Raw genomic sequence first — 24,818 nt, 5'->3', positions numbered from 1 at the left:
GTCGGTGCTGACAGCATGGGGGCATGGACTCGACCACCGCCCCGCCGTCCGCCGACATCGCTGCGGAAGCGCAGGCGGCCCTCGCCGCCCTGACCGGGCGGCCCGAGGCGGTGTTCCACCCCGGGCAGCTCGAGGCGATCGCCGCACTGGTCGAGCACCGGCAACGTGCGCTCGTCGTGCAGCGCACCGGGTGGGGCAAGTCCGCCGTGTACTTCCTGGCGACCCTGCTGCTGCGTCGCCGCGGGGGCGGGCCGACCGTCCTGGTCTCACCGCTCCTCGCCCTGATGCGCGACCAGGTCGCCGCCGCCGCGCGGGCCGGTGTGCGCGCGGTGTCGATCAACTCGGCCAACGCGCACGAGTGGGCCGACACGCAGGCGGCGCTCGCCCGCGACGAGGTCGACGTGCTGCTGGTCTCCCCCGAGCGGCTCAACAACCCGCGCTTCCGCGACGAGCAGCTGCCGACGTTGATCGCCCGGATGGGCATGCTCGTGGTCGACGAGGCGCACTGCATCTCCGACTGGGGCCACGACTTCCGACCGGACTACCGACGCCTCGCGGAACTCATCCGCTCCCTCCCCCACGGCGTGCCCGTCCTCGCGACCACCGCGACGGCGAACGAGCGCGTGGTCGAGGACGTCGCCGAGCAGCTGACCGCTGGCCCCGAGGACCCGGTGTTCACCATCCGCGGATCGCTCGCCCGGGCGTCCCTGCGGCTCGGGGTCCTCACGCTGCCCGACGCCCGGCAGCGGCTCGGCTGGTTGCTCGCGCACCTCGGCGACCTGCCCGGCAGCGGGATCATCTACACGCTCACGGTCTCGGCGGCCGAGGACATCGCCCGGCTCCTCCGCGAGAACGGGTACGCCGTCCGCGCCTACACGGGCCGGACCGACAACGAGGAACGCGAACAGCTCGAACAGCAGCTCAAGGGCAACGAGCTCAAGGCCCTCGTCGCGACGAGCGCGCTCGGCATGGGGTTCGACAAGCCCGACCTCGGGTTCGTCGTCCACGTCGGTGCTCCGTCCTCCCCCGTCGCGTACTACCAGCAGATCGGCCGCGCCGGACGTGCGACCGACAACGCCGACGTCCTGCTCCTGCCGGGGCGCGAGGACCGCGAGATCTGGCAGTACTTCGCCAGCGCCTCGATGCCGACCGAGTCGCGGGCGTCCGCCGTGCTCGGTGCGCTGTCGACCGAGAACGCCATGTCGACCGTCGCGCTCGAGAGCCTCGTCGACATCAAGCGCTCCACGCTCGAGCTCCTGCTCAAGGTGCTCGACGTCGACGGCGCGGTCCGTCGCGTCGCCGGGGGCTGGGTGTCGACCGGGCAGCCGTGGGAGTACGACGCCGCGCGCTACCAGCGCGTCGCCGCCGCGCGCGAGGCCGAGGCGACCTCGATGCTCACCTACGAGTCGACCGCGGTCTGCCGCATGCAGCTCCTGCAGCAGGACCTCGACGACCCCTCCGCCGAACCCTGCGGCCGCTGCGACAACTGCGCCGGCGCCTGGTACCCGACCTCGGTGTCCGACTCCGACGCCTCCGGTGCCGCAGCGGCCCTCGACCAGGTCGGCGTCGAGATCGCACCCCGGGCGCAGTGGCCCTCCGGCATGGGCGCCCTCGGTGTCGCGGTGAAGGGCAAGATCCCCGCAGGCGAACTCGTCGAGCCCGGCCGTGCGGTCGCCCGCCTCACCGACCTCGGCTGGGGCGGACCGCTCCGCGCGCTCTTCTCCCCCGCCACGCCGGACGGCCCCGTGTCCCGCGAGCTCGTCGACGGGTGCGTCCGGGCGCTGAAGGACTGGCCGTGGGCGGTCCGGCCGACCGGCGTGGTGGCGATGTCGTCGCGGTCGCGTCCGGAGCTCGTCGCGTCGCTCGCGCAGGCGTTGTCCTCCATCGGACGGCTGCAGTTCCTGGGCACCCTCGAACGCTCGGGTGGCACGCCGCGAGGGGACGGGGCGACGAACAGCGCCTACCGGTTGTCCGGGGTGTGGGACACCTTCGTGGTCGATCCCGCGCTGGCCGCCGCGCTGCAGGAGCACGAGGGGCCGGTGCTGCTCGTGGACGACCTGGTGGACAGCCGGTGGACGATGACCGTCGCGGGGCGCGAGCTCCGGCGGGCGGGGGCGTCGGCGGTGCTGCCGTTCGCACTCGCCACCGTGGCCTGACCGCGCGGGCACCCGCCCTCCGGTCCGTCGCTCATCCGACCGGTGCGGACAGCCCGTGTGCGACGTACGTCAGGAAGAGCACGACCGCGACGTCGAGCAGGAGTGCACCGCCCGCCACGAAGAGGGCGACGTCCGCGAGCACCACGGCCGCGGTCCGCGGGCCCGGCACGCGGAAGAGCGCGACGAGTGTGCCGACGAGCCCGACGAGCGCGATGCAGCCCGTCGCGATCCACCGGCTCCACGACCCCCCGGTCACCAGGTGCGCGAGGTCCCAGGCGTTGACGGCACCCGCGATCACGGCGACGAGCGCCGGGACGACGAGCCACCACGTCGCCGCACCGTTCCTCGCGACCGTCCCCCGTGCTCGACCGTCCGTCATGGGTCCCCTCCCCGCCTCGGACATGGTGACACACTCCGATGGGTCACCACGGCCGTGGGCTCGCGCGACGACGGACCGGAGGCGCGGTACCGGCCGGCACCGCGCCTCCCGTCCGTCGCGTCAGGCGTCGGCGGGCGTGCCGATCGCGTCCAGCTCCGCGACGGCGTCCTCCGGCAGGACGACCCCCGCCGACGCGACGTTGTCGCGCAGGTGGGCGACCGACGAGGTGCCCGGGATGAGCAGGACGTTCGGCGAGCGCTGCAGCAGCCAGGCCAGCGCGACCGTCAGGCGCGAGTGGCCCAGGCGCTGCGCGACGGCGTCGAGCGCTCCCGACTGCAGGGGCGAGAAGCCGCCGAGCGGGAAGTACGGCACGTAGGCGATGCCCTGTTCGGCGGTCAGCGCGACCATCGCCTCGTCCTCCCGACGGGCGACGTTGAAGAAGTTCTGCACGCAGACGACCGGAGCGATCGACTGTGCCTCGGCGAGCTGGTCCGCGTCCACGGTGGACAGGCCGAGGTGTGCGATGAGTCCCTGCTGCTGCAGTTCGGCGAGCGCCTCGAACTGCGGTGCGATGCTGCCGGGCTCCGGGGCGTCGAACCCGCCCATCCGGAGGTTGACCACGTCGAGGCGGTCGACGCCGAGGTGCCGGAGGTTGTCGTGGACCTGCTCGACGAGTTCGTGCGGCTCGCGGGCGTGCGGCCAGCCGCCCTGGGCGTCACGGCGGGCACCGACCTTCGTGACGATGCGCAGGTCGTCCGGGTACGGGTGCAGTGCCTCGCGGATGAGCTCGTTCGTGACGGTGGGGCCGTAGAAGTCCGCCGTGTCGATGTGGGTGATGCCGAGCTCGACGACGGTGCGCAGGACGCGGAGCGCCTCGTCGTGGTCGGCGGGCGGCCCGGAGACGCCCGGTCCGGCGAGCTGCATGGCGCCGTACCCGACACGCGTGAGCTCGAGGTCGTCGGCGAGGCGGTACGTGCCGCCGGGGAGCGTGGAGTCGGTCATGGCTCCACCATGCGCTCCTCGCCGCGACACGGTCAGGTCCCCACGCATCCTGGGACCGCGGGGACCAGGATCGTGCGACCGACCGTCCGTAGCATCGGGGGTGTGAGCGACAACACCCTCGGCGCCTACCTGCGGGCGCGGCGCGAACTCCTGCGACCGGAGGATGCCGGCCTGCGGGTGACCGGGGTCCGGCGGACGCCGGGGCTGCGCCGTGAGGAGGTCGCGACCCTCGCGGGCATCAGCGCCGACTACTACCTCCGGCTCGAACAGGGCCGTGACCGGAACCCGTCCGCGCAGGTGCTCGACGCCCTCGCCCGGGTGCTCGGACTCGACGCGACCGCGATGGCCTACCTGCGGAGCCTCGCGGACCCTTCGCTCGCCCGGGGTCGGGGCGGCGCCCGCACCCGCGGCGTGCGGCCGAACGTCGAACGGGTGCCGACGGGGACGCTCCAGCTGCTCGACGTCATCGGTCTGCCGGCGTTCGTCGAGAACCGGGCGTTCGACGTGCTCGCCGCGAACCCGCTCGCCAGCGCGCTCGCGCCCGGCATGCGTCCGGGCGAGAACCGCCTCCGCACGATGTTCCTCGGCGACTCCGACGTCGACCGGTACCCGGACTGGGAGGACCAGATGGGCGGCATGGTCGCCGCTTTCCGGACCTCGATCGGACCGGACGTCGACGACCCCGCGATCACGACGCTCGTCGGCGAGCTCTCCCTCGGCAGCGAGGACTTCCGCCGGCTGTGGGCGCGGCACGACGTCCGACAGCTCGCGGGCGGGACCGTGCGGATGTGGCACCCGGAGGTCGGCGACCTCGAGCTGCGGCGCGAGAAGCTCGCGATCGGTGGGACGGACGGGCAGCTGCTCGTGGTGCACCACGCCGAGCCGGGGTCCACGTCCGCGCGGGCGTTGGCGCTGCTCGGGTCGCTCGCGGCGACGCGGGCGCAGGCCTGAGCCGCGGGGCGCTACCGGACCGGACGAGCGGGCTTCGGGAACGTCGCCCGCATGTGGTCGCTCGTCAGCACGTCCCCGATGCCGATCATCAGCAGCGAGAACAGGATCTGCTCGACGACCATCCAGAACGGGTAGAGCCCCGGGATCGCCGCGACGACGAGCGTGACGACCGGGAAGATCCGGCTGAACAACCGCAGCCGCTGGTAGGCCCAGTAGTACCCGAGCTGTGCCCGCCACGCGAAGACGTAGAGCGTCAGCGTGATGAGCAGCACCACCGTCGCCCGGAACCAGACCGCCCACGCGACCGTCTCCCCCGCGCGGGTGAGCAGCACGGCGATCACGATCGCGGCGAGGCCGACGACCGTCTCCGCGACGAGCAACCAGCGGATCCAGCGGAAGGACCGGACGGTCTCGGGATGGGCGAGCATGTCCTCGCGGATGACGTAGCCGGACTGCCGACCGCCGGCCAGCCGGTCCAGGCGCAGCCGGCACCAGAGACGGTCGGCGAGGGCGGGGAGACTCACGACACCATCGTGCCGCATCCCGCGCACCGTCCCGCACGCCGCCGTCCCGCCCGCGCACCGTCCGCGCGCCGCGGCCCGCCCGCGCGCACTGTCCCGCACGCCGCGGCCCCGCCCGCGCGCACTGTCCCGCACGCCGCGGCCCCGCCCGCGCGCACTGTCCCGCGCCCCGGAACGGACATCGCACCCCGCGGCAGCGGGGTGCGATGTCGGCACGGAGGTGCGGAGGCGACGAGCGCCCGGGTCGTCAGCGCTTGCGGCGCTCGCGCACCCGCATGTTGACGTTGATCGGCGTGCCGGAGAAGCCCCAGACCTCGCGCAGGCGACGCGTGATGAAGCGTCGGTACTGCGGGTCGAGGAACGCGGACGTGAAGAGCACGAACGTCGGCGGCTGGCTCGACGCCTGCGTGCCGAACAGGATGCGGGGCTGCTTGCCGCCGCGGACCGGGTGCGGGTGCTCCTGCACGAGCTCCGCGATGAAGGCGTTGACCTTGCCGGTCGGGATGCGGGTGTCCCACGACTCGAGCGCGGTCTCGAGGGCCGGCACGAGCTTCTCGAGGTGTCGTCCGGTGCGCGCCGAGATGTTGACGCGGGGCGCCCACGCCACGTGCGCGAGGTCCTGCTCGATCTCGCGCTCGAGGTACCGGCGACGGTCGTCGTCGAGCAGGTCCCACTTGTTGTAGGCCAACACGAGGGCACGGCCCGACTCGAGGACGAGGTCGATGATGCGGAGGTCCTGCACGGACACCGGCTCGGTGACGTCGAGGACGACCACGGCGACCTCGGCCTTCTCGAGCGCGGCCGTCGTGCGGAGCGACGCGTAGAAGTCGGCGCCCTGCTGCAGGTGCACGCGCTTGCGGATGCCGGCCGTGTCGACGAAGCGCCAGACCTTGCCGCCGAGCTCGATCTGCTCGTCCACCGGGTCACGGGTGGTGCCGGCGAGGTCGTTCACGACGACCCGCTCCTCACCGGCGGCCTTGTTCAGCAGCGAGCTCTTGCCGACGTTCGGACGGCCGAGGATCGCGACGCGACGGGGTCCGCCGACCTCCTGCTTGGCGACGGCGGAGGTGTCCGGGAGCGTCGTGATGATGAGGTCGAGCAGGTCGGCGACACCGCGGCCGTGCAGCGCGGAGACGGGGTGCGGCTCGCCCAGGCCGAGGTTCCACAGCTCGTACGCGTCGAGGTCGCGACGGTCGTCGTCGGCCTTGTTCGCCACCACGATGACGGGGCGGTCGGTCCCACGGAGCATCTTCACGACGTGCTCGTCGGTCGCGGTGATGCCGACGGTGACGTCCACGACGAAGAGCACCGCGTCGGCGAGGTCGATCGCGACCTCGGCCTGCGCGGCGACCGAGGCGTTGATGCCCTCGGCGTCGGGCTCCCAGCCGCCGGTGTCGACGAGCGTGAAGCGCTTGTTGTTCCACTCCGCCTTGTACGAGACGCGGTCACGCGTGACGCCGGGGGTGTCCTGCACGACGGCCTCGCGACGGCCGAGGATGCGGTTCACGAGCTGCGACTTGCCGACGTTCGGACGTCCGACGATGGCGAGCACCGGGTAGGCGGGCAGGTAGTAGGTGCCGTCCTCGCCGATCTGCCCGGCGTCGAGGAGGGCGACGTCCTCCTCGTCGAGCTCGTACTCGTCGAGCCCGACCCGGAGCGCCTCGGCGCGCTGGTCGGCCTCGGCCTCGTCGAGACCGGCGAGTCGTTCGCCGAGGGAGTCGTCGTACTCCGGGAAGTCGTCGTGGTCGGTGTTGTCCAGCTGCGCCATGGGGGTTCCTTGCCGGCGACCGTTCGGCCGCGTGTCGTCAGTGCCGGCCGTACGGGCCGGGTCTTCTCAGTGCGTGGCCGCGCGGGCCAGGTCGACGACCGCCTGCACGGTCTGGTCGAAGTCGAGGTCGGTGGAGTCGAGCGTCGTGACGCCCTCGGCGGCGTTCATGAAGTCCACGACCTTCGCGTCCGCGGCGTCGCGTCGGGCGAGTGCTGCGGAGGTCTCGGCGGCCGACTGGGTGGTGACCTCAGCCGAGCGCCGGGCCATTCTAACGGACTCGTCGGCCGTCAGGAGGATCCGGACCTCGGCGTCGGGCGCGACCACCGTCGTGATGTCCCGGCCCTCGGTGATCACACCGGGGGCGTCGGCCTTCCGCATCACCGTCCGGAAGAGCTGCACGAGCCGCTGCCGGATCTCGGGCAGCTTGGCGATGTGGGCCACGGCCGCGGTGACGTCGGGCGTGCGGATCGCGTCCGTCACGTCGGTGTCCCCCACCCGGACGAAGTAGTCGTCCGGGTCGGTCCCGATGGCGTAGTCGAAGGTCTCCCAGCTCGCCAGCACCGCCGCGGGGTCGTCGAGGTCGACGCCCTGCTGCAGGGCGTGCCACGCGAGCGCACGGTAGGCGGCACCGGTGTCCTGGTACCCGAACCCGAGTGCACGGGCCGCCGCACGGGACACGCTCGACTTGCCGCTGCCCGCGGGGCCGTCGACCGCGATGACGGTCTTCGCGACGAACGCGCCGTCGGGCAGCCCGGCGGGCACCGGAGCGCTCGTGGAACCCGGCTCGCCGCCGCCCTGCCCGTCGAGGCCGCCGGTGACGTCGCCGCCGCCGAGCGGGCCAGCCTGCCCCTCGGGGGTCGGCAGGCCGGCGTCCGGTCCGCCGGTCACGCCGGACGCGTTCGTGTCGTCGTTCAGGCCCATGCTGCTGCGATCCTCCATCCGCGTCCCTCGAGTTCCTCGACGAGACGCTGTTCCTGCTCGGGGACGACCGACACCTCGACGATGCCGATCGGTGCCCCCGGTGAGTGCTCGAGGCGCATGTCCTCGAGGTTGATGCCGATCTCCCCGATGAACGTGAGGAGCGCGGCGATCTGGCCCGGGGTGTCGTCGACGAGGACGACCACGCTCGCGAACCGCTTGGTGGTGCCGTGCTTGCCCGGCAGACGTTCGACGCCGCGGTTGCCTGCCGCGATCGTCTCGGCGAGCGTCCGGGGCGAGCCCGCGCCGTGCGGGTCGTCGAGAGCGAGGAGCACGCGGTCGAGGTCGTCGCGCAGGTCCGTCAGCACCGGGCGGATGTGCTCAGCGTTGGCGCCGATGATCTGCACCCAGAGGCCGGGATCGCTCGCCGCGATCCGGGTCACGTCGCGGACCCCGCCGCCGGCGAGCCCGAGGGACCCGTCCGGCGCGTCCCGCAGTCGCGATGCCATCAGCGTCGACACGAGTTGCGGCGCGTGTGAGACGTACGCCACCGCGAGGTCGTGCGCCGCCGGGTCCATCGGGACGACCGTCGCACCCACGTCGAGCGCGAGGTCCTCGACCACCGCTGCGCGCTGGTACGTGATGCGGTCGTGCCCGGCGATCACCCAGGGCCGCCCGACGAACAGGTCGGCGCGGGCAGCGGTCGGCCCGCTGCGCTCGCGGCCCGCCATCGGGTGCGACCCGATGTACCGGCTGACGTCGGCACCGGCGGCGACGAGCTGGGCCAGCGGCCCGGTCTTCACGCTGGCCACGTCGGTCACGATCGCGTCCGGGTACGCGGCGAGCTCGCGCTCGACCACGGTGGCGACGACGTCCGGCGGCACCGCGACGACCACGAGCTCGGGTGCGTCACCGTCGGCCGGGTGCCGGCCGGCACCGTAGTCGACGGCGAGTGCGAGTGCCGCGGGCGAGACGTCGTCGAGCACGACGTCCACGCCCTTCTCGCGCAGCGCGAGCCCGATCGACGCGCCGAGGAGCCCGGAGCCGACGACCCGCACCGGTCCGCGCAGGCGCCGGTCGATCACCGGAGCTGCGGTCGGTGTGGTGGCGTCGGTCACCGGGCCAGCCTACCGATCGTCAGTCGGCCGTCTCCTCGTCGTCCCCGCCCTGTGCGGGAGCGTCGGCATCGCGGGCGATGCGCAGGAGCTTGCCGAGCTCGACCGTCGACAGCTCGCGGGTCTTCCCCACCGGCAGCGAACCGAGGTGCAGCGGCCCGAACGACCGCCGCACGAGCTCCAGCACCGGGTGCTCCACCTCGTCGAACATGCGCCGGACGACCCGGTTGCGGCCGGAGTGCAGCGTGATCTCGACGAGGGACTCCCCCCGCGAGGACTCGAGCAGGCGCACCTTGTCGGCCGCGATCGGCCCGTCCTCGAGCTCCACGCCGTCGAGCAGCCGCTGCACGGTCGCCGGGTTCACGTTGCCGCGGACCTTCGCCACGTAGGTCTTCGCCACCCCGAACGACGGGTGCGCCAGCACGTGCGCCAGGTCACCGTCGTTGGTCAGCACGAGCAGCCCGGACGTCTCGGCGTCGAGCCGCCCGACGTTGAAGAGCCGCTCCTGGTAGCGGTCCACGAACTCGGACAGGTCGCGGCGGCCCCGCTCGTCCTGCAGGCTCGACACGATCCCGGTCGGCTTGTTGAGGACCACGTACCGCCGCGAGGTGTCGACCTGCACCGGCACGCCGTCCACGGCCACCTCGTCGGTGTCCGGGTCGACGCGCCGACCGAGCGCCGCGACGACCTCGCCGTTGACCGTCACGCGGCCTTCGACGATCAGGTTCTCCGCGACCCGACGGGACGCCACGCCCGCAGCGGCGATCACCTTCTGCAGCCGCTCACCCTCGGCCTGGAGGGACGGATCACCGCCGGTGGGCGAGGCACCCTTCGCCGCGTCCCAGTCCGGGATGATCGGTCGCTCGGGCGTGCCCTCCACCGGGATCCCGTGGTCGTCACGGGCGCCCTCCGGGCGCGGGGTCGTGCCGCGCTCCGCGCTGCTCGGGACGCGTCCGCGTCCGGCGTTCCCGGGGCGGTCGCCGTTGCGGGCGGTGGTGGTGCCCCCGACGTAGCGGCGGCCGTTGTGCCACACGGTGCTGGGCCGGCCGTCCGGGGCGCGGCGGTCCTCGCGGGCGGGGTCGCGGCGGGCGTCGCTGCGGTCGTCACGTCGGCCCGCGTCGCGGCGGTCTCCCCCGCGGCGGTCCTCGTCACGCCCGCGGTACCCGCCGGAACGCTCACCACCCGAACGATCGTCACGCCCGCGGTACCCGCCGGAACGCTCACCACCCGAACGATCGTCACGGCCGCGGTACCCGCCGGAACGCTCACCACCCGAACGGTCGTCACGGCCGCGGTACCCGCCGGAACGCTCACCACCCGAACGATCATCGCGCCCGCGGTACCCGCCCGGTGCACGGTCGTCCTCGCGGCGGACGAACCCGCCACGGTCGGTGCTGCGCCGGTCGTCGTCGCGGCTCACGAAGCGGCCACGGTCACCACCCTGGTGGTCGTCGCGCCCGCGGTACCCGCCACGCTCGCCACCGGAGCGGTCATCGCGCCCGCGGTACCCGCCACGCTCACCACCGGAACGGTCATCGCGCCCCCGGTAGCCACCGCGGTCACCGCCGGAACGGTCGTCACGCCCGCGGTAGCCACCCTGGTCCGAACCGCCGCGGTACCCGCCACGCTCGCCACCGGAACGGTCATCGCGCCCCCGGTAGCCACCGCGGTCACCGCCGGAACGGTCGTCACGCCCGCGGTACCCGCCCTGGTCCGAGCCGCCACGGTACCCGCCCTGGTCCGAGCCGCCACGGTACCCGCCACGCTCACCACCCGAACGGTCGTCCCGCCCGCGGTGTCCACCACGGTCGCCGCCACCCTGCCGGTCATCGCGCCCGCGGTAGCCGCCCTGGTCCGAGCCGCCGCGGTACCCGCCACGCTCACCACCGCGGTCACCACCGGAACGCTCGTCACGCCCACGGTACCCACCACGCTCGCCGCCACCTGCCGGACGCTCCTCGCGCCCGCGGTAGCCACCCCGGTCCGCACCAGGCCGGCCACCCGCACGGCCGGAACCGGCGTCGCGGTCGCGCCCCGCGCCTCCAGACCGGCCGGAACCGGACCGGTCCGGACCCGCCCCGTACCCGCCGGAGCGTCCACCGGATCCCCCTCGGGACCCACCTCGTCGTTCGTCCTCAAACGCGGCCATCAGGGATCCCTTCGTTCTGCTCGAAGCCGTCCGCACCGTCGTCCAGGAGGGGCGAGATGAGCGGCAGCTCGTCGAGCGAGTTGATGCCGAGCTGCTGGAGGAGCAGGTCGGACGTGACGTAGTTGATGGCGCCGGTCTCGGCGTCGGTGAACGACTCCTCGATGAGCCCGCGGGCCACGAGGGTGCGGACGACGCCGTCGACGTTGACGGCGCGGATCGCGGCGATCTGCGAGCGCGTGATCGGCTGCTTGTAGGCGACGACGGCGAGGGTCTCGAGCGCCGCCTGCGACAGGCGCGCGGGGCGCTCCGCCTCGACGAACTGCTCCACGACGTCGTCCAGGTCCTGCCGCACGTAGAAGCGCCAGCCGCCCCCGACCTCGCGCAGCTCGAAGCCGCGACGGGTCGTGCCGTCGACACCGTCGAAGTCGGCGACGAGGCGCTCGATCGCCTGGCGCACGGCGGGCACCGGCGCGCCGACCGCAGCGCCGAGCGCGACGAGGGACTGCGGCTGGTCGGCGATCATCAGGATGGCCTCGAGCTGGCGGTCGACCGGGAGGTCCGGCCGGTCCGGCCGGGACTCCGGCGTCGGGTCGGCCGCAGCGGAGCGCGCCTCGTGCAGGTCGTGCTCGATCGCTCGGGCGTCCGTCATCTCGTCCGCTCCGCCGGGTTCGGCGCTGGAGCGGTCGTGCGCGTCATCCGTCATAGTCGGCTCCCAGGTTGGCGAGGCTCTCGTCGGTCCAGTCCTCGGCGGTCCAGCGGAGCATCAGTTCCCCGAGCGGCTCGTGCTGGTCGAACGAGACGGAGGCGTTGCGGTAGAGCTCCAGGATCGCCAGGAAACGAGCCACCACGATACCCGTCTCCGCGACCCCCGCGATCAACTCGCGGAACGAGACGTCCTCGTCGGCCCGGGTGCGGAGGATCGACACGACGATCGCCGCCTGCTCCCGGATGCTGACGAGCGGCGCGTGCAGGTGGTCGAGCCCGACGGTCGGCAGCTCCCTCGGGGTGAAGGCGAGCGTCGCCAGTGCGGCGAAGTCCTGCACCGACAGGGTCCAGACGAGCTCCGGGGTGCGGGCGCGGAAGCGCTCCTCCAGACGGACGCTCCGCACGTGCCGCCGGGACTCCGTGGCCCAGCGCGCGCCGAACCACTCGGCGGCCTGCTTGAATGCGCGGTACTGCAGCAGTCTGGCGAAGAGCAGGTCGCGGGCCTCGAGCAGCGCCACGTCCTCGGCGTCGACGAGCTCGCCCTGCGGCAGGAGACCGGCGATCTTGAGGTCGAGCAGGGTCGCGGCGACGACGAGGAACTCGCTCGCCTCGTCGAGGTCGTCCTCGGACTCGGCCTGCCGGACGTAGGTGATGAACTCGCCGGTGACGGCGCCGAGCGAGACCTCGGTGATGTCGAGCTCGTGCTTGGTGATCAGGGAGAGCAGCAGGTCGAACGGGCCGTCGAAGTTGCGGAGACGGACGCGGAAGCCGGGGACTGCGTTGCCGTCGGCCGCGGCCGCGGTCGCGGTCGCGTCGAGCCCAGCCGCATCGGCTGCCGCAGGGCGGTCGGTCGTCGCCGCCCCTGCGGCGTCGCTGGTCGGGTCGGCGTCAGGCGACGGCGCCACGCTCGACGAGCTCCCTGGCGAGCTGCCGGTACGCGTGTGCGGCAGCGTGGTCCGGGGCCGTCTGCGTGATCGGGCGCGCCGACACCGTGGCGTCCGGGAACTTCACGGTGCGGCCGATGACGGTGTCGAGCACGCGGTCGTCGAAGGTCTCGACGACGCGCTCCATGACCTCGCGCGAGTGCAGCGTCCGGGAGTCGTACATCGTCGCGAGGATGCCGTCGAGCTGCAGCGCCGGGTTGAGCCGGTCGCGCACCTTGTCGATGGTCTCGATGAGCAGCGCCACGCCGCGGAGTGCGAAGAACTCGCACTCGAGCGGGATGAGCACGCCGTGTGCGGCCGTGAGCGCGTTCACGGTGAGCAGCCCGAGCGACGGTTGGCAGTCCACGAGGATCACGTCGTAGTCCTTCGCGACCTTGCGGAGCACGCTCGCGAGGATCTGCTCGCGCGCGACCTCGTTCACCAGGTGCACCTCGGCCGCGGACAGATCGATGTTCGCGGGGATGACGTCGAGCAGCGGGACGTTCGTCGGCTGGATGACCTGGTTCGGGTCCTTGATCGAGCCCATGAGCAGGTCGTAGACGGTCGGGATGTCGTGCGTCCGCACCCCGAGCCCGGCGGACAGGGCGCCCTGCGGGTCGAAGTCGACGGCGAGGACCTTCCGACCGTACTCCGCGAGCGTCGCACCGAGGTTGATGGACGTCGTCGTCTTGCCGACGCCGCCCTTCTGGTTGCACAGCGCGATGATCCGCGCGGGACCGTGGCCGTCGAGCTCCTCGGGCACCGGGAACTGCCGGACGGGCCGACCGGTCGGACCGTAGGTGGTCTGGCCGGCTCCGGGGGTGGTCGTCGGGTTGGTGCTCACCCCGTCATCGTACCGGCGCGTCGGCGCGCGGCCGGGCCGCACCGCCGTGCGGTCGGGCACCGCTCCGTCGTCCGGTCTGGCATCGCTCCGCCGTGCGGTCGGGCGACGGCCTGGAGGCGCTGCTCGCCTCCTCCCGTCGGCCGCCGGCGGCCGCGGGTGGGCCAGGAGGCGCGGGTCAGGCCCGGCGCAGCGCCACCCGCATGCTGTCCACGCGGTCCGACACGACGGCGTCCGCCGTCCACCGCTGCTGCAGTCGCCCGACGAGCTCCTGCACCTGCGCCTGGTCGAGGCCCGGGTGGAGCACGAGGCCGACGGTGAGCTCGGCTCCGGCGAAGCGGCCGAGCGGGTCCCCGGCGACGAGTTCGACGCGGGCCACAGCGTCCTCGCCCGCGACGGAGGCCGCGAAGGCCTCGCCGACCTCGGGGTCCTCGTGACACGGCGTCCACGGGAGGTCCTGGCCCAGCGCCCAGACGGCCGGGCGTCGCAGGACGAACTCGGTGGGTGCCGTCGGGTCGAGCACGACCAGCTGGGTCTCCTCGCTCGCGGCGGCCATCGCCACGCGACGGGACTCGACCGGCACCGGGCGGGCATCGGCGTCCCACGACCGCATCGCTTCGACGGAGGTGAAGGCCGGCATCACCTTCCGGCCGTCGGGCCCGGCGACCGTGACGATCGAGAGCTCCTGGGTCTTGTCCACGAGCCGACCGTCGTCGGTGTGGCCGAGGTCGCCCGCGTCGGCGACGAGCGGGATCAGCAACCGGGCGGAGCGCAGCGCGTCGACGACCGCTCGCTGCGACCCACCGTCCGGCAGGGCCGTGATCGCGGCGACGACCACCGGGTCGGCGAGCCCGTCGTCGTCCGCGAACGCGGTGTCGTGGTGGTCGAAGGTGCGGCCGGCCCATGCGAAGCCGGCCGAGTCCGCGGCGCCGCCCGGCGTGTGCGCGTCGTCGGGGTGCTGGCCACCGACCGCCCCGGCGTCGTCGGGTCCGGTGCCGCGGCCGTTCGAGATGCCGGCCACAGCGCTACTCGCCGGCGACGTCGAGCGCGGCCGGCAGCGTGAACGCGCCGGAGTACAGCGCCTTGCCGATGATCGCGCCCTCGAGGCCGTGCGGCACGAGGTCGCGGAGCGCCCGGAGGTCGTCGAGCGTCGAGATGCCGCCGGACGCCACGACCGGCTGCTCGGTGCGCTCGCACACGGCACGGAGCAGCTCGGTGTTCGGCCCCTGCAGCGTGCCGTCCTTCGTGACGTCGGTGACCACGTACCGGGCGCAGCCGGCGGTCTCGAGCCGGTCCAGCACCTCCCACAGGTCGCCGGCGTCCTGCGTCCAGCCGCGGCTCGCGAGGGTCGTCCCTCGGACGTCGAGGCCGACGGCGATCTGCTCGCCGAAGCGCTGGATCACCTTCGCCGCCCACTCCGGGTGCTCGAGCGCGGCGGTGCCGAGGTTCACCCGGGCAGCGCCGGTCTCGAGCGCGGCCTCGAGCGACGCGTCGTCGCGGATCCCGCCGGACAGCTCGACCGAGACCCCCTCGACCTCCTTGATCGCGCGCGCGATCACCTTCCGGTTGTCCCCGCGCCCGAACGCTGCGTCGAGGTCCACGAGGTGGATCCACTCGGCCCCCTGCTCGCGCCAGGTGCGGGCGGCGGCGACCGGGTCGCCGTACGAGGTCTCGCTGCCCGCCTCGCCCTGGGTCAGCCGGACGGCCTGGCCGTCGACGACGTCCACGGCGGGCAGCAGGACGAGGGGCGGGGTGTCGGTGAGGTCGGTCATGGTCCTGTCAGGGTCGCTTCCGATGGCGGGGTGGCTCCGGAGGGAGGGGTCGCTCCGGAGGGCGGCGACGCGTCGGCGCTCGTGGAGCGCACGCGTCAGAGGGACTGCACCCAGTTGCGGAGCAGTCGGATGCCGGGCTCGCCGGACTTCTCGGGGTGGAACTGGGTCGCGGTCAGCGGGCCGTTCTCGACTGCTGCGACGAAGCGCTGCCCGTGCTCCGCCCACGTCAGACGGGGTGCGCGGAAGGGCCCGTAGGCGTCGAGCGGGAAGTCGGTGACCCCGTACGAGTGCACGAAGTAGAAGCGCTCGTCGTGCAGGCCGTCGAACAGCACGGAGTCCGTCGGCGCCTCGACGGTGTTCCACCCCATGTGCGGCAGGACCTCGGCCTCGATCTGCTCGACGGTCCCCGGCCACTGGCCGAGCCCCTCGACGTCGACGCCGCGCTCCACGCCGCGGGCGAAGAGCACCTGCATGCCGACGCAGATGCCGAGGACCGGTCTGCCGCCGGCGAGGCGGTGGTCGACGATCTCGCCGCCCTGCACGCCCTCGAGCTGGTCGATCACCGCGGCGAACGCTCCGACGCCGGGCACGAGGAGCCCGTCAGCGCGGAGGGCGGCCTGCTTGTCCGAGGTCAGCGTGACGTCCGCGCCGGCACGCTCGAGCGCCTTCGCCGCGGAGTGCACGTTGCCCGATCCGTAGTCGAGGACGACGACGTTCGGCTGCGCGCTCACAGTGCACCCTTCGTCGACGGGATGCCGTCGACGCGCGGGTCGAGCTCGACCGCCCCGCGCATCGCACGGGCGAACGCCTTGAACTCGGCTTCCGCGATGTGGTGCGGGTCACGCCCACCGAGCACGCGGACGTGCACCGTGATGCCGGCGTTGAACGTGATCGCCTCGAACACGTGCCGGACCATCGAGCCGGTGAAGTGCCCGCCGATGCGGTGGAACTCGAACCCGTCGGGCTCCCCGGAGTGCACGAGGAAGGGCCGGCCGGACACGTCGACGACGGCCTGGGCGAGGGCCTCGTCGAGCGGGACCAGTGCGTCGCCGTAACGGCCGATGCCCGCACGGTCGCCCAGCGCCTGCTTGATCGCCTGACCGAGCACGATGCCGGTGTCCTCGACGGTGTGGTGCACGTCGATGTCCGTGTCGCCCGTCGACCGCACGCGGAGGTCGATCAGCGAGTGCTTGCTGAACGCCGTGAGCATGTGGTCGAAGAACGGCACGCTCGTCGAGATGTCGGAGGTGCCGGTGCCGTCGAGGTCGAGGGAGAGCTCGATGCTCGACTCGCTCGTGCTCCGGCTGATCGAAGCGGTACGGGCGGTCATGCTCCAACCCTAACGGGCGGCTGCTCGGCGGCGACGCGGCGCATGGCGTCGAGGAAGGCCGTGGTCTCCTCCTCGGTGCCGGCACTCACCCGGAGGTGGTTCGGGATGCCGAGGTCACGCACGATGACGTCCTGGTCGAGGAGCGCCTCGAACGCCGCGTTCGGGTCGGCGACGCCCCCGAAGAGGACGAAGTTCGACCAGGTCTCGTACGTGCGGTACCCCATGGCCTGCAACTCCGTGACCATCCGGTCGCGCTGCTGCTTGATGTCGTCGACCATGGCGAGCATCTCCGGCGCGTGCCGGAGCGCGGCGACGGCGGCGGCCTGCGTCAGGACGGACAGGTGGTAGGGCAGCCGGACGAGGCGCACGGCGTCGACCACCGCGGGGTGGGCGGCCATGTACCCGACGCGGGCTCCGGCGAACGCGAACGCCTTGCTCATCGTGCGGGAGACGACGAGGCGCTCACGGCCCGGCAGGAGGGTCAGCGCGCTCGGGGCGTCCGCGGGCATGAACTCGGCGTAGGCCTCGTCCACCATCACGATGCCGTCCGTCGCGTCGTAGGCCGCGCGGATCGTCTCGATCGGCAGGGGCGTGCCGGTGGGGTTGTTCGGCCCACACAGGAACACGATGTCCGGCTGGTGCTCCTGGATGGCGGCGACCACCGTGTCCGGCGAGGTGCGGAACTCGTCGTCGCGCTGCGCCGGGATCCACCGCGTTCCGGTCCCCGCGGCGAGGATCGAGTGCATCGAGTACGTGGGCGGGAAGCCGAGGACCGAACGCCCGGGTCCGCCGAAGGCCTGGAGGAGCTGCTGCAGGACCTCGTTCGACCCGTTCGCGGCCCAGAGCTGCTCGGGCGTCAGGTCGTGCCCGAGGTAGTCCGCCAGAGAACGTCGTAGCTCCGTGAACTCGCGGTCCGGGTAGCGGTTGACCGTCGTCAGCGCCTGACGGATCGACTCGACGATGTCCTCTGCCACGTCGTCCGGCACCGGATGCGTGTTCTCGTTGACGTTGAGCTGCACGCGGACGTGCTTCTGCGGGGCGCCGTACGGGCTCTGGCCGCGCAGGTCGTCTCGGATGGGGAGGTCTTCGAGCGTGAATGCCACCGATCCATCGTAGAGCGCAGCACCCGCACGACGACCGGCCGTCCGGACGGTCGCGCTCTCCTGCCCCACGGTCGAGATCGGACCGAGGATCGTGCGGCGCGTCAGCGCGTCTGGCTGTACTTCACCGGGATCGCGAGCTGCTGCCCCGCCTGCAGCCCCGAACCGTCGAGAGCGTTGAGGCTCACGACGTCCTGCACGAAGTCACGAGGGTCGGCGTTCGGCGCCGTCTCCTCCGCCAGCTGCCAGAGGGTCTCGCCCGGCTGGATGGTCACGGTGTCGAAGCGCGCCGCCGCACCCGAGCCCTGTGCGTCGCCTGCCGAGGCCTGTCCGCCGTTGAGGACGGCGAACCCGACACCGAGCAGGACGGGGATCGCGGCGAGGGTCGTGAAGACCACCCGCCCGCGGCGCGTGAGGCGCAGGCGGGTCCGGACGGCGGGCGTCGCAGTGCGCTGGTGGTCAGCGATGGCGATGGTGCTCATGTCGTTCTTGCCTTCCCGTTCGGTGAACCGAAGTCGTGTACCGAACATAGTTTCGAACGGCGGGCCGCACAAGTCCCCGGGAGGAATTCCGTGGGGTTTTCTTGCCGACACGCTCGAACAGGTGTTTGTCCGGCCGCAGGTGGTCGGATACTGTTTCGATCGACTGGGACGAGTCAAGCGGAGACCACCGACATTCCCGCTGCACCGGCCCGGCACCGACGAAGGGCGAGACGACGTGGCGGACGAACTGCGGGTCCAGAAGCCGCTGACGGCGAAGCAGCAGGCGATCCTCGACGCGATCCGCGCGTCGATCGCCAGCCGGGGCTACCCGCCGAGCATGCGTGAGATCGGTGACGCCGCCGGCCTGTCGTCCCTGTCGAGCGTCTCCCACCAGCTCGGACAGCTCGAGCTGGGCGGCTGGATCCGCCGTGACCCGAACCGCCCCCGTGCGCTCGAGGTCCTCGTGGACGAGCCCACCCCCGACACCGACACCCCGGACATCGACGCCACGACGCTCGTGCCACTCGTCGGTCGCATCGCCGCTGGTGTCCCGATCACCGCCGAGCAGCACGTCGACGAGATCGTCCCGCTCCCCCGTCAGCTGGTCGGGACGGGTGACCTCTTCATGCTCAAGGTCGTGGGTGAGTCGATGATCGACGCGGCGATCTGCGACGGCGACTGGGTCGTCGTCCGCTCGCAGCAGACCGCCGAGAACGGGGACATCGTCGCCGCCATGCTCGACGAGGAAGCGACCGTCAAGGTCTTCCGCCAGCGCGACGGCCACACGTGGCTGCTCCCGCGCAACACGGCGTTCGAGCCGATCCTCGGCGACGCCGCGACCGTGCTCGGCAAGGTCGTCGCGGTCCTCCGCTCGATCTGAGCGCAGTCGACGCGACCCCAGGACGGACGGGAGGCACGGTGCCAGCTGGCACCGTGCCTCCCGTCCGTCGCGGTGCGGCCCGGTCGACTAGGCGGCCGGGACGGGCGCGACCACGTAGGGGTCGAGCTCGGCGACCTGTCGTTGGAAGACCCGCACCCGCAGGCGCGTGCCGTCCTCGACGTAGTCGACCGACTCCACGGCGCCGGCGTCGTGCAACGACGACACCAGGTCGCCGCGGTCGTACGGGATCACCACGGTCAGGTCGACGTCCGGCTCGGGCAGCCGGTCCTCGATCGCGGCGAGCAGGTCGGCGATGCCCTCACCGGTGCGGGCCGAGACGAACACCGCGTCCGGCACGAGCCCGACGAGTACCAGGCGCTGTGACTCGTCGACGAGGTCCGCCTTGTTGAAGGCGACGATCTCCGGGACGTCCCCGGCACCGACGTCGCCGATGACCTCGCGGACGGTGGCGAGCTGCGCGGCCGGGTCCGGGTGCGACCCGTCGACCACGTGCACGATGACGTCGGCCTGACCGACCTCCTCGAGCGTCGACCGGAACGCCTCGACCAGCTGGTGCGGCAGGTTCCGCACGAAGCCGACGGTGTCGACGAACGTGAACTCGCGGCCCTTGGTGCTCTCGGTCCGACGGACAGTGGCGTCGAGGGTCGCGAACAGCTGGTTCTGCACGAGGACGCCCGCGCTCGTCAGCCGGTTGAGCAACGACGACTTGCCGGCGTTCGTGTAGCCGGCGATCGCGACGCTCGGCACCTCGTTGCGGTTGCGGTCGGCACGCTTGGCCTCGCGTGCCGGCGCGAACCCGGCGATCTGCCGACGGAGCTTGGCCATCCGGGTGTGGATCTTCCGGCGGTCGAGCTCCATCTTCGTCTCACCGGGACCACGGGAGCCCATGCCCGCACCGCCGGAGACCTGTCCACCGGCCTGCCGGGACATCGACTCACCCCAACCACGGAGACGCGGCAGCAGGTACTGGAGCTGCGCGAGCTCGACCTGCGCCTTGCCCTCGCGGGTGGACGCGTGCTGGCTGAAGATGTCGAGGATGACGGCCGTGCGGTCGATGACCTTGACCTTCACCACGTCCTCCAGCGCACGGCGCTGCGACGGGGCGAGCTCGGTGTCGGCGATGACCGTGTCCGCGCCGGTGGCCTTGACGACCATCGCGAGTTCCTCGGCCTTGCCCTTGCCGAGGTACGTGGAGGGGTCGGGGTTCGGTCGACGCTGCAGGAGTCCGTCGAGCACCACGGCACCCGCCGTCTCGGCGAGGGCCGCGAGTTCGCGGAGCGAGTTCTCGGCGTCGGCGGCGTCGCCCTGCGGGTACACGCCGATGAGGACGACCTGTTCGAGCCGGAGCTGCCGGTACTCGACCTCGGTGACGTCCTCGAGCTCGGTGGAGAGGCCGGTGACGCGGCGCAGGGCCGCCCGGTCCTCGCGGTCGTACTGGTCGCCGTCTCCGGTCCAGGAGCGGTCGTCGACGTCACGCGTCTGGATCGCCTGGGCGGGCGCGAAGATGGAGGAGGAGGCGCGCGAGTCTGCGTTGCGCAGGACCCGCTCGACGACACCGGCAGCGCTGTCGTCAGTGGTGGTCTGGTCGTTCTCTCGGGAGTCCGTCATGCTGGTGACAGGCTACCTCCGACGCGCCCGGGACACACGGGTGCGACGGTACGGTTCTTCCATGGCGAACGAGCACTACTTCACCGCGAGCCCGTCCTCGGACACTCGCGAACGACAGATCGACGTGACGCTCGCCGACCGCCCCCTGACCCTGACCACGGCGGCGGGGGTGTTCAGCCCGGACGGCCTCGATCGCGGGACCCGCGTGCTGCTCGGCGCGGTGCCGGCACCGGCGACCTATGGCGCCCTGCTCGACGTCGGCTGCGGGTGGGGTCCCATCGCGATCACGATGGCCCTCCGGTCCCCCGACGCCGAGGTGTGGGGCGTCGACGTGAACGAGCGCGTGCTCGGCCTCGCCCGGGCGAACGCCGCCACCGCCGGCGCCACCAACGTCACCGTCGCGCTGCCCGACGACGTGCCGTCTGACCTGCGGTTCCGCACGATCTGGTCCAACCCGCCGATCCGGGTGGGCAAGGACGAGCTCCACGCGATCCTGCTGACCTGGTTGCCCCGGCTCGAGGTCGGCGGCGACGCCTGGCTCGTGGTGTCGAAGGACCTCGGCGGCGACTCGTTGCAGCGGTGGCTGCGCGACACGCTGTCGGACGGCTTCGAGGTGTCTCGCGCAACGACGGACAAGGGCTTCCGCGTGCTGCGCGTGCAGCGCACGGCGGAGTAGTTCCTCCCCAGGACGCTCGTGATGGCCGCGGGAACGGGCGCACCTGGCCGGGAAGAACGACGAGGGACGCCCGGAACCGCCAGGTACGCCCGATTCCGCACGGCGCACGGCGCACGGCGCCCGCAGCGCGGCGTGCGTCGGGACCGCGTCAGACGGACAGGTCGCCCGAGAAGACCAGCTCCGCCGGCCCCGCGAGCGCGACGTGCTCGCCGTCCTCGGTCGCCGTCATCCGGACCGTGACGACACCACCCGGCACCCGCACGCGCCACGTGTCCGGCGCCGCCGAGCCCGCCCAGTACCGCACGGCCAGCGCCGCGGCGACCGCGCCGGTCCCGCACGAGAGCGTCTCGCCGCTCCCCCGCTCGTGCACGCGCATCGTGATCTGGCCGACGCCGTCCTGCACGAGCGGCTCGCCCGGCAGCACGAACTCGACGTTCGCTCCCGCCTCTGGTGCGGGGTCGAGCACGGGCACGTAGGTCAGGTCGACGTCGGCGAGTTCGTCCTCGGTCGCGACGGCGACCACCACGTGCGGGTTGCCGACGTCGATGCCGAGCCCCGGCCGGGCGCCCTCGAGGTTCTTCGCGCGCACGAGCACGTCGTCCGAACCACCGCCCTCGATCCCGAGGCCCCACCGCCCGAGGTCCGCCGAGAAGCCGTTCGTGGTGCGCTGGATGTCGACGAGGCCCTTCCGGCTGCCGACCGTCAGCGTCTCGCCAGGCGCGAGGTCAACCAGTCCGGACTCGGTGAGGTACCGCGCGAAGACGCGGATGCCGTTGCCGCACATCTCGGCGATCGAGCCGTCGGCGTTGTGGTAGTCCATGAACCACGTCGCCGCGGGCTCGGTGGCGACCAGCGCGCGCCCCTCGGGCAGTGCCGCGGACCGCACGGCGCGGATGACCCCGTCGCCTCCGACGCCGAACCGGCGGTCCGCGATCGCGCGGATGCGTTCGGGGGTCAGGTCGACCGTGGCGTCCGGGTCGGCGAACAGAACGAAGTCGTTGCCGGTCCCCTGGCCCTTGGTGAAGTGCAGCTCGGTCACGGCACGATCCTACGGGCCAGTGCCGTCAGCGCCGCCCGGTCCGCCCCCGTGACGTCGAGCACCTCGGCTTCGGCGTACCGGCGGAACCAGGACACCTGACGACGGGCGTACTTGCGCGTCGCGATGCCCGTCGCCTCGACGGCCTCCGTCACCGACGCCCGCCCGTGCAGGACGTCGAGCGCCTGCGAGTACCCGATCGCCGCGCGGGCGGTCCTCCCCTGCTCGAGCCCGACCTCGAGGAGGCCGCGTACCTCGTCGACGAGCCCGTCGGCGAACATCCGCTCGGCGCGCGCGTGCAGCGCGGCGACGAGCTGCGTGCGGTCCCGGAGCAGGTGCAGGATGCGAGCGGGCCGCCAGGGCCGCGGCGCGGACGGGAGGGACGGGGTGACGACCTCGGACCGGCTCGCGATCTCGAGTGCACGGATCAACCGCCGCGGGTTGCGGGCGTCGATGGTCGCGGCCGCCTCGGGGTCGAGCGCGCGGAGTCGTTCGAGCAGGATGCCCGGTCCGACCTCGGCGTGCTCGCGTTCGAGCGCCGCGCGGAGCTCGGGGTCGGTGCCCGGGAAGGCCAGGTCGAACAGCACCGAGGACACGTACAGCCCGCTGCCGCCGACCAGCACCGCGACGCCGCCGCGCTCGTGGATGCGTTCGACGTCCGCGCGGGCGTCCTGCTGGTACGCGGCGACGCTCGCCTCGTCGGTGACGTCCAGCACGTCGAGCTGGTGGTGCGGGATGCCCCGGCGTTCCTCCGGGGTGAGCTTCGCCGTACCGACGTCCATGCCGCGGTAGAGCTGCATGGCGTCGGCGTTGACGATCTCCGCGTCCCGCCCGGCAGCGCGGAGCCGTTGGGCGATCGCGATGCCGAGGTCGGACTTGCCCGTGCCGGTCGCGCCGACGACCGCGATCAGGTCGGCACCGGACGCGGTACCGCCGGCACGCGGATCGCGCACGCCGCCGGCGTCAGCGCCCGACACGGAGGGACGGCAGGCCGAGCGACACCGGCCGCGGCCCGGGCGCGGTCGCGGTCGAGCCCACGGTCGGCACGCCGCAGCTCTCGGCCTGCGCGCGGTCCCACGCGTCGCCGGCTCGGGTCCGCCGGATGCGCAGCGGCCCCTCGTCGTCGGCGATCAGGAAGTGCGGTGCGGAGCGGGTGACCTCGACGCTGACGACGTCGCCCGGCCGCGGTACGTCGGAGCCCGCGGGCACCGCGAAGTGCACCAGCCGGGAGTCCTCGGCGCGTCCGGAGAGCCGGTGCGTCGTGGCGTCCTTCTTGCCCTCGCCGGTCGCGACCAGTACCTCGATGCGTCGGCCGACCTGCTTCGCGTGCTCCTCGGCCGTGATGCGGTCCTGCAGCGCGGTGAGTCGCTCGTACCGCTCCTGCACGACCTCCTTCGGGAGCTGGTCGGGCATGGTCGCCGCGGGCGTCCCTGGACGGATGGAGTACTGGAAGGTGAACGCCGACGCGAACCGCGCCTGCTCGACCACGCGCAGGGTGTCCTCGAAGTCCTCGTCGGTCTCCCCCGGGAACCCGACGATGATGTCGGTCGAGATCGCCGCGTGCGGGATCTGCGCACGGACTCGGTCGAGGATGCCGAGGAACCGTTCGCTGCGGTAGCTGCGCCGCATCGCCTTGAGCACGCGGTCGGAGCCGGACTGGAGCGGCATGTGCAGCTGCGGCATGACGTTCGGCGTCTCGGCCATCGCGTCGATCACGTCGTCGGTGAAGGCGGCGGGGTGCGGGCTGGTGAAGCGGACCCGCTCGAGTCCCTCGATCTGCCCGGCCGCGCGGAGGAGCTTGCCGAACGCCTGCCGGTCACCGAACTCGACGCCGTAGGAGTTGACGTTCTGCCCGAGGAGCGTCACCTCGATCGCGCCGTCGTCGACCAGCGCCTGGATCTCGGCGAGGACGTCACCCGGGCGGCGGTCCTTCTCCTTGCCGCGGAGTGAGGGGACGATGCAGAACGTGCAGGTGTTGTTGCACCCCACGGAGATGGACACCCACCCGCTGTACGTCGAGTCGCGCTTGGTCGGCAGCGTCGACGGGAAGACGTCGAGCGCCTCGAGGATCTCGATCTGCGCCTCGTCGTTGTGCCGCGCCCGTTCGAGCAGCGTCGGCAGCGACCCCATGTTGTGCGTGCCGAACACGACGTCGACCCACGGTGCCTTCTCGAGGATGACGTTCTTGTCCTTCTGCGCCAGGCACCCGCCGACGGCGATCTGCATGCCGGGGTGCTCACGCTTCACGCCCGCGAGCTGCCCCAGGTTGCCGTAGAGCCGGTTGTCGGCGTTCTCGCGCACCGCGCAGGTGTTGATGACGACGACGTCGGCCTGCTCGCCGTCCGCCGCGACCAACCCCGCGGCCTGGAGCGAGCCGCCCAGCCGCTCCGAGTCGTGCACGTTCATCTGGCACCCGTAGGTGCGGACTTCGTAGGTGCGGGGGCGCGCTTCGACCGTGGCCATGATCGTCCCAGTGTAGGTCGGG

Annotated in this window: 24 protein-coding genes; 4 read left to right on the top strand and 20 right to left on the bottom strand. The window is 72.6% G+C overall.

From position 1 onward, the window contains the following. Positions 1-23 precede the first annotated feature (23 nt). The gene (locus tag ACY3FI_RS05535; RefSeq protein ID WP_462549783.1) at positions 24-2,156 is read left to right on the top strand and encodes a RecQ family ATP-dependent DNA helicase; all 2,133 of its coding nucleotides are present in this window, start codon (positions 24-26) and stop codon (positions 2,154-2,156) included. Positions 2,157-2,187: 31 nt separating this feature from the next. On the opposite strand, the gene ACY3FI_RS05530 is transcribed toward ACY3FI_RS05535, so the two are convergent. Together ACY3FI_RS05530 and ACY3FI_RS05525 are read right to left on the bottom strand one after the other, a co-directional pair. Further along, a complete protein-coding gene (locus tag ACY3FI_RS05530) occupies positions 2,188-2,535 on the bottom strand; it encodes a hypothetical protein (protein WP_462549782.1) in 348 nt (115 codons plus the stop codon). 120 nt (positions 2,536-2,655) lie between these two features. After that, entirely contained in the window at positions 2,656-3,537 is an 882-nt protein-coding gene (locus tag ACY3FI_RS05525) for an oxidoreductase (RefSeq protein ID WP_462549781.1), read from the bottom strand. 102 nt (positions 3,538-3,639) lie between these two features. On the opposite strand from ACY3FI_RS05525, the gene ACY3FI_RS05520 reads away from it, so the two are divergent. Next, positions 3,640-4,488 carry a helix-turn-helix domain-containing protein gene (locus ACY3FI_RS05520; RefSeq protein ID WP_462549780.1) on the top strand — a complete coding sequence of 283 codons (849 nt, stop codon included), beginning with the start codon at positions 3,640-3,642 and terminating at the stop codon, positions 4,486-4,488. Positions 4,489-4,499: 11 nt separating this feature from the next. Here ACY3FI_RS05520 and ACY3FI_RS05515 read toward each other — a convergent pair whose 3' ends face one another. From ACY3FI_RS05515 to ACY3FI_RS05450, 14 genes are all read right to left on the bottom strand, one after another. Next, positions 4,500-5,012 carry a hypothetical protein gene (locus ACY3FI_RS05515; protein WP_462549779.1) on the bottom strand — a complete coding sequence of 171 codons (513 nt, stop codon included), beginning with the start codon at positions 5,010-5,012 and terminating at the stop codon, positions 4,500-4,502. Positions 5,013-5,256: 244 nt separating this feature from the next. Then, complete coding sequence (gene der, locus ACY3FI_RS05510; RefSeq protein WP_462549778.1) at positions 5,257-6,777, bottom strand: ribosome biogenesis GTPase Der; 1,521 nt, start codon at positions 6,775-6,777, stop codon at positions 5,257-5,259. Between the two features lie 66 nt (positions 6,778-6,843). Next, entirely contained in the window at positions 6,844-7,527 is a 684-nt protein-coding gene (gene cmk, locus ACY3FI_RS05505) for a (d)CMP kinase (protein ID WP_462550315.1), read from the bottom strand. Between the two features lie 161 nt (positions 7,528-7,688). Beyond that, on the bottom strand, positions 7,689-8,813 hold the full coding sequence (locus ACY3FI_RS05500; RefSeq protein ID WP_462549777.1) for a prephenate dehydrogenase: 1,125 nt from the start codon (positions 8,811-8,813) through the stop codon (positions 7,689-7,691). Between the two features lie 19 nt (positions 8,814-8,832). After that, a complete protein-coding gene (locus ACY3FI_RS05495; protein WP_462550314.1) occupies positions 8,833-9,588 on the bottom strand; it encodes a pseudouridine synthase in 756 nt (251 codons plus the stop codon). 1,357 nt (positions 9,589-10,945) lie between these two features. Continuing rightward, positions 10,946-11,662, bottom strand: a complete 717-nt coding sequence (scpB, locus tag ACY3FI_RS05490; RefSeq protein WP_462549776.1) for an SMC-Scp complex subunit ScpB — start codon at positions 11,660-11,662, stop codon at positions 10,946-10,948. Further along, on the bottom strand, positions 11,652-12,569 hold the full coding sequence (locus ACY3FI_RS05485) for a segregation and condensation protein A (protein ID WP_462549775.1): 918 nt from the start codon (positions 12,567-12,569) through the stop codon (positions 11,652-11,654). The genes scpB and ACY3FI_RS05485 overlap by 11 nt, the downstream gene beginning before the upstream one ends. Further along, complete coding sequence (locus ACY3FI_RS05480; RefSeq protein WP_462549774.1) at positions 12,553-13,431, bottom strand: ParA family protein; 879 nt, start codon at positions 13,429-13,431, stop codon at positions 12,553-12,555. The genes ACY3FI_RS05485 and ACY3FI_RS05480 overlap by 17 nt, the downstream gene beginning before the upstream one ends. 175 nt (positions 13,432-13,606) lie before the next feature. Then, positions 13,607-14,449, bottom strand: coding sequence for an SseB family protein (locus tag ACY3FI_RS05475; protein ID WP_462549773.1), 843 nt, complete (start codon positions 14,447-14,449; stop codon positions 13,607-13,609). Positions 14,450-14,453: 4 nt separating this feature from the next. After that, positions 14,454-15,200, bottom strand: a complete 747-nt coding sequence (gene priA / locus ACY3FI_RS05470; protein ID WP_462549772.1) for a bifunctional 1-(5-phosphoribosyl)-5-((5-phosphoribosylamino)methylideneamino)imidazole-4-carboxamide isomerase/phosphoribosylanthranilate isomerase PriA — start codon at positions 15,198-15,200, stop codon at positions 14,454-14,456. 95 nt (positions 15,201-15,295) lie between these two features. Continuing rightward, positions 15,296-15,931, bottom strand: coding sequence for an imidazole glycerol phosphate synthase subunit HisH (hisH, locus tag ACY3FI_RS05465; protein WP_462549771.1), 636 nt, complete (start codon positions 15,929-15,931; stop codon positions 15,296-15,298). Then, a complete protein-coding gene (gene hisB / locus ACY3FI_RS05460; RefSeq protein WP_462549770.1) occupies positions 15,928-16,530 on the bottom strand; it encodes an imidazoleglycerol-phosphate dehydratase HisB in 603 nt (200 codons plus the stop codon). Before hisB ends, hisH begins: the two co-directional genes overlap by 4 nt. Then, entirely contained in the window at positions 16,527-17,633 is a 1,107-nt protein-coding gene (locus tag ACY3FI_RS05455) for a histidinol-phosphate transaminase (protein WP_462549769.1), read from the bottom strand. The genes hisB and ACY3FI_RS05455 overlap by 4 nt, the downstream gene beginning before the upstream one ends. Positions 17,634-17,734: 101 nt before the next feature. Beyond that, the gene (locus ACY3FI_RS05450; protein WP_462549768.1) at positions 17,735-18,112 is read right to left on the bottom strand and encodes a LysM peptidoglycan-binding domain-containing protein; all 378 of its coding nucleotides are present in this window, start codon (positions 18,110-18,112) and stop codon (positions 17,735-17,737) included. 235 nt (positions 18,113-18,347) lie between these two features. On the opposite strand from ACY3FI_RS05450, the gene lexA reads away from it, so the two are divergent. Then, positions 18,348-18,992, top strand: a complete 645-nt coding sequence (gene lexA, locus ACY3FI_RS05445; RefSeq protein WP_462549767.1) for a transcriptional repressor LexA — start codon at positions 18,348-18,350, stop codon at positions 18,990-18,992. A gap of 87 nt (positions 18,993-19,079) precedes the next feature. Here lexA and hflX read toward each other — a convergent pair whose 3' ends face one another. Then, the gene (hflX, locus tag ACY3FI_RS05440) at positions 19,080-20,621 is read right to left on the bottom strand and encodes a GTPase HflX (RefSeq protein WP_462549766.1); all 1,542 of its coding nucleotides are present in this window, start codon (positions 20,619-20,621) and stop codon (positions 19,080-19,082) included. A gap of 61 nt (positions 20,622-20,682) precedes the next feature. Here hflX and ACY3FI_RS05435 point away from each other — a divergent pair, with 61 nt between their 5' ends. Beyond that, positions 20,683-21,297 (top strand): class I SAM-dependent methyltransferase, encoded by a 615-nt coding sequence (locus tag ACY3FI_RS05435; protein WP_462549765.1) that lies wholly within the window; start codon positions 20,683-20,685, stop codon positions 21,295-21,297. 148 nt (positions 21,298-21,445) lie between these two features. On the opposite strand, the gene dapF is transcribed toward ACY3FI_RS05435, so the two are convergent. The 3 genes from dapF to miaB are packed head-to-tail and all read right to left on the bottom strand — an operon-like array spanning position 21,446 to position 24,796. Next, entirely contained in the window at positions 21,446-22,336 is an 891-nt protein-coding gene (gene dapF / locus ACY3FI_RS05430; protein ID WP_462549764.1) for a diaminopimelate epimerase, read from the bottom strand. Then, on the bottom strand, positions 22,333-23,286 hold the full coding sequence (miaA, locus tag ACY3FI_RS05425) for a tRNA (adenosine(37)-N6)-dimethylallyltransferase MiaA (RefSeq protein WP_462550313.1): 954 nt from the start codon (positions 23,284-23,286) through the stop codon (positions 22,333-22,335). Before miaA ends, dapF begins: the two co-directional genes overlap by 4 nt. A 10-nt stretch (positions 23,287-23,296) precedes the next feature. Further along, a complete protein-coding gene (miaB, locus tag ACY3FI_RS05420) occupies positions 23,297-24,796 on the bottom strand; it encodes a tRNA (N6-isopentenyl adenosine(37)-C2)-methylthiotransferase MiaB (protein WP_462549763.1) in 1,500 nt (499 codons plus the stop codon). Positions 24,797-24,818 lie beyond the last annotated feature (22 nt).

This window comes from Curtobacterium sp. RM9, from assembly GCF_054956955.1.
Note: the sequence above shows the minus strand (reverse complement) of the source record. Positions and strands in the feature narration are given on the sequence as shown.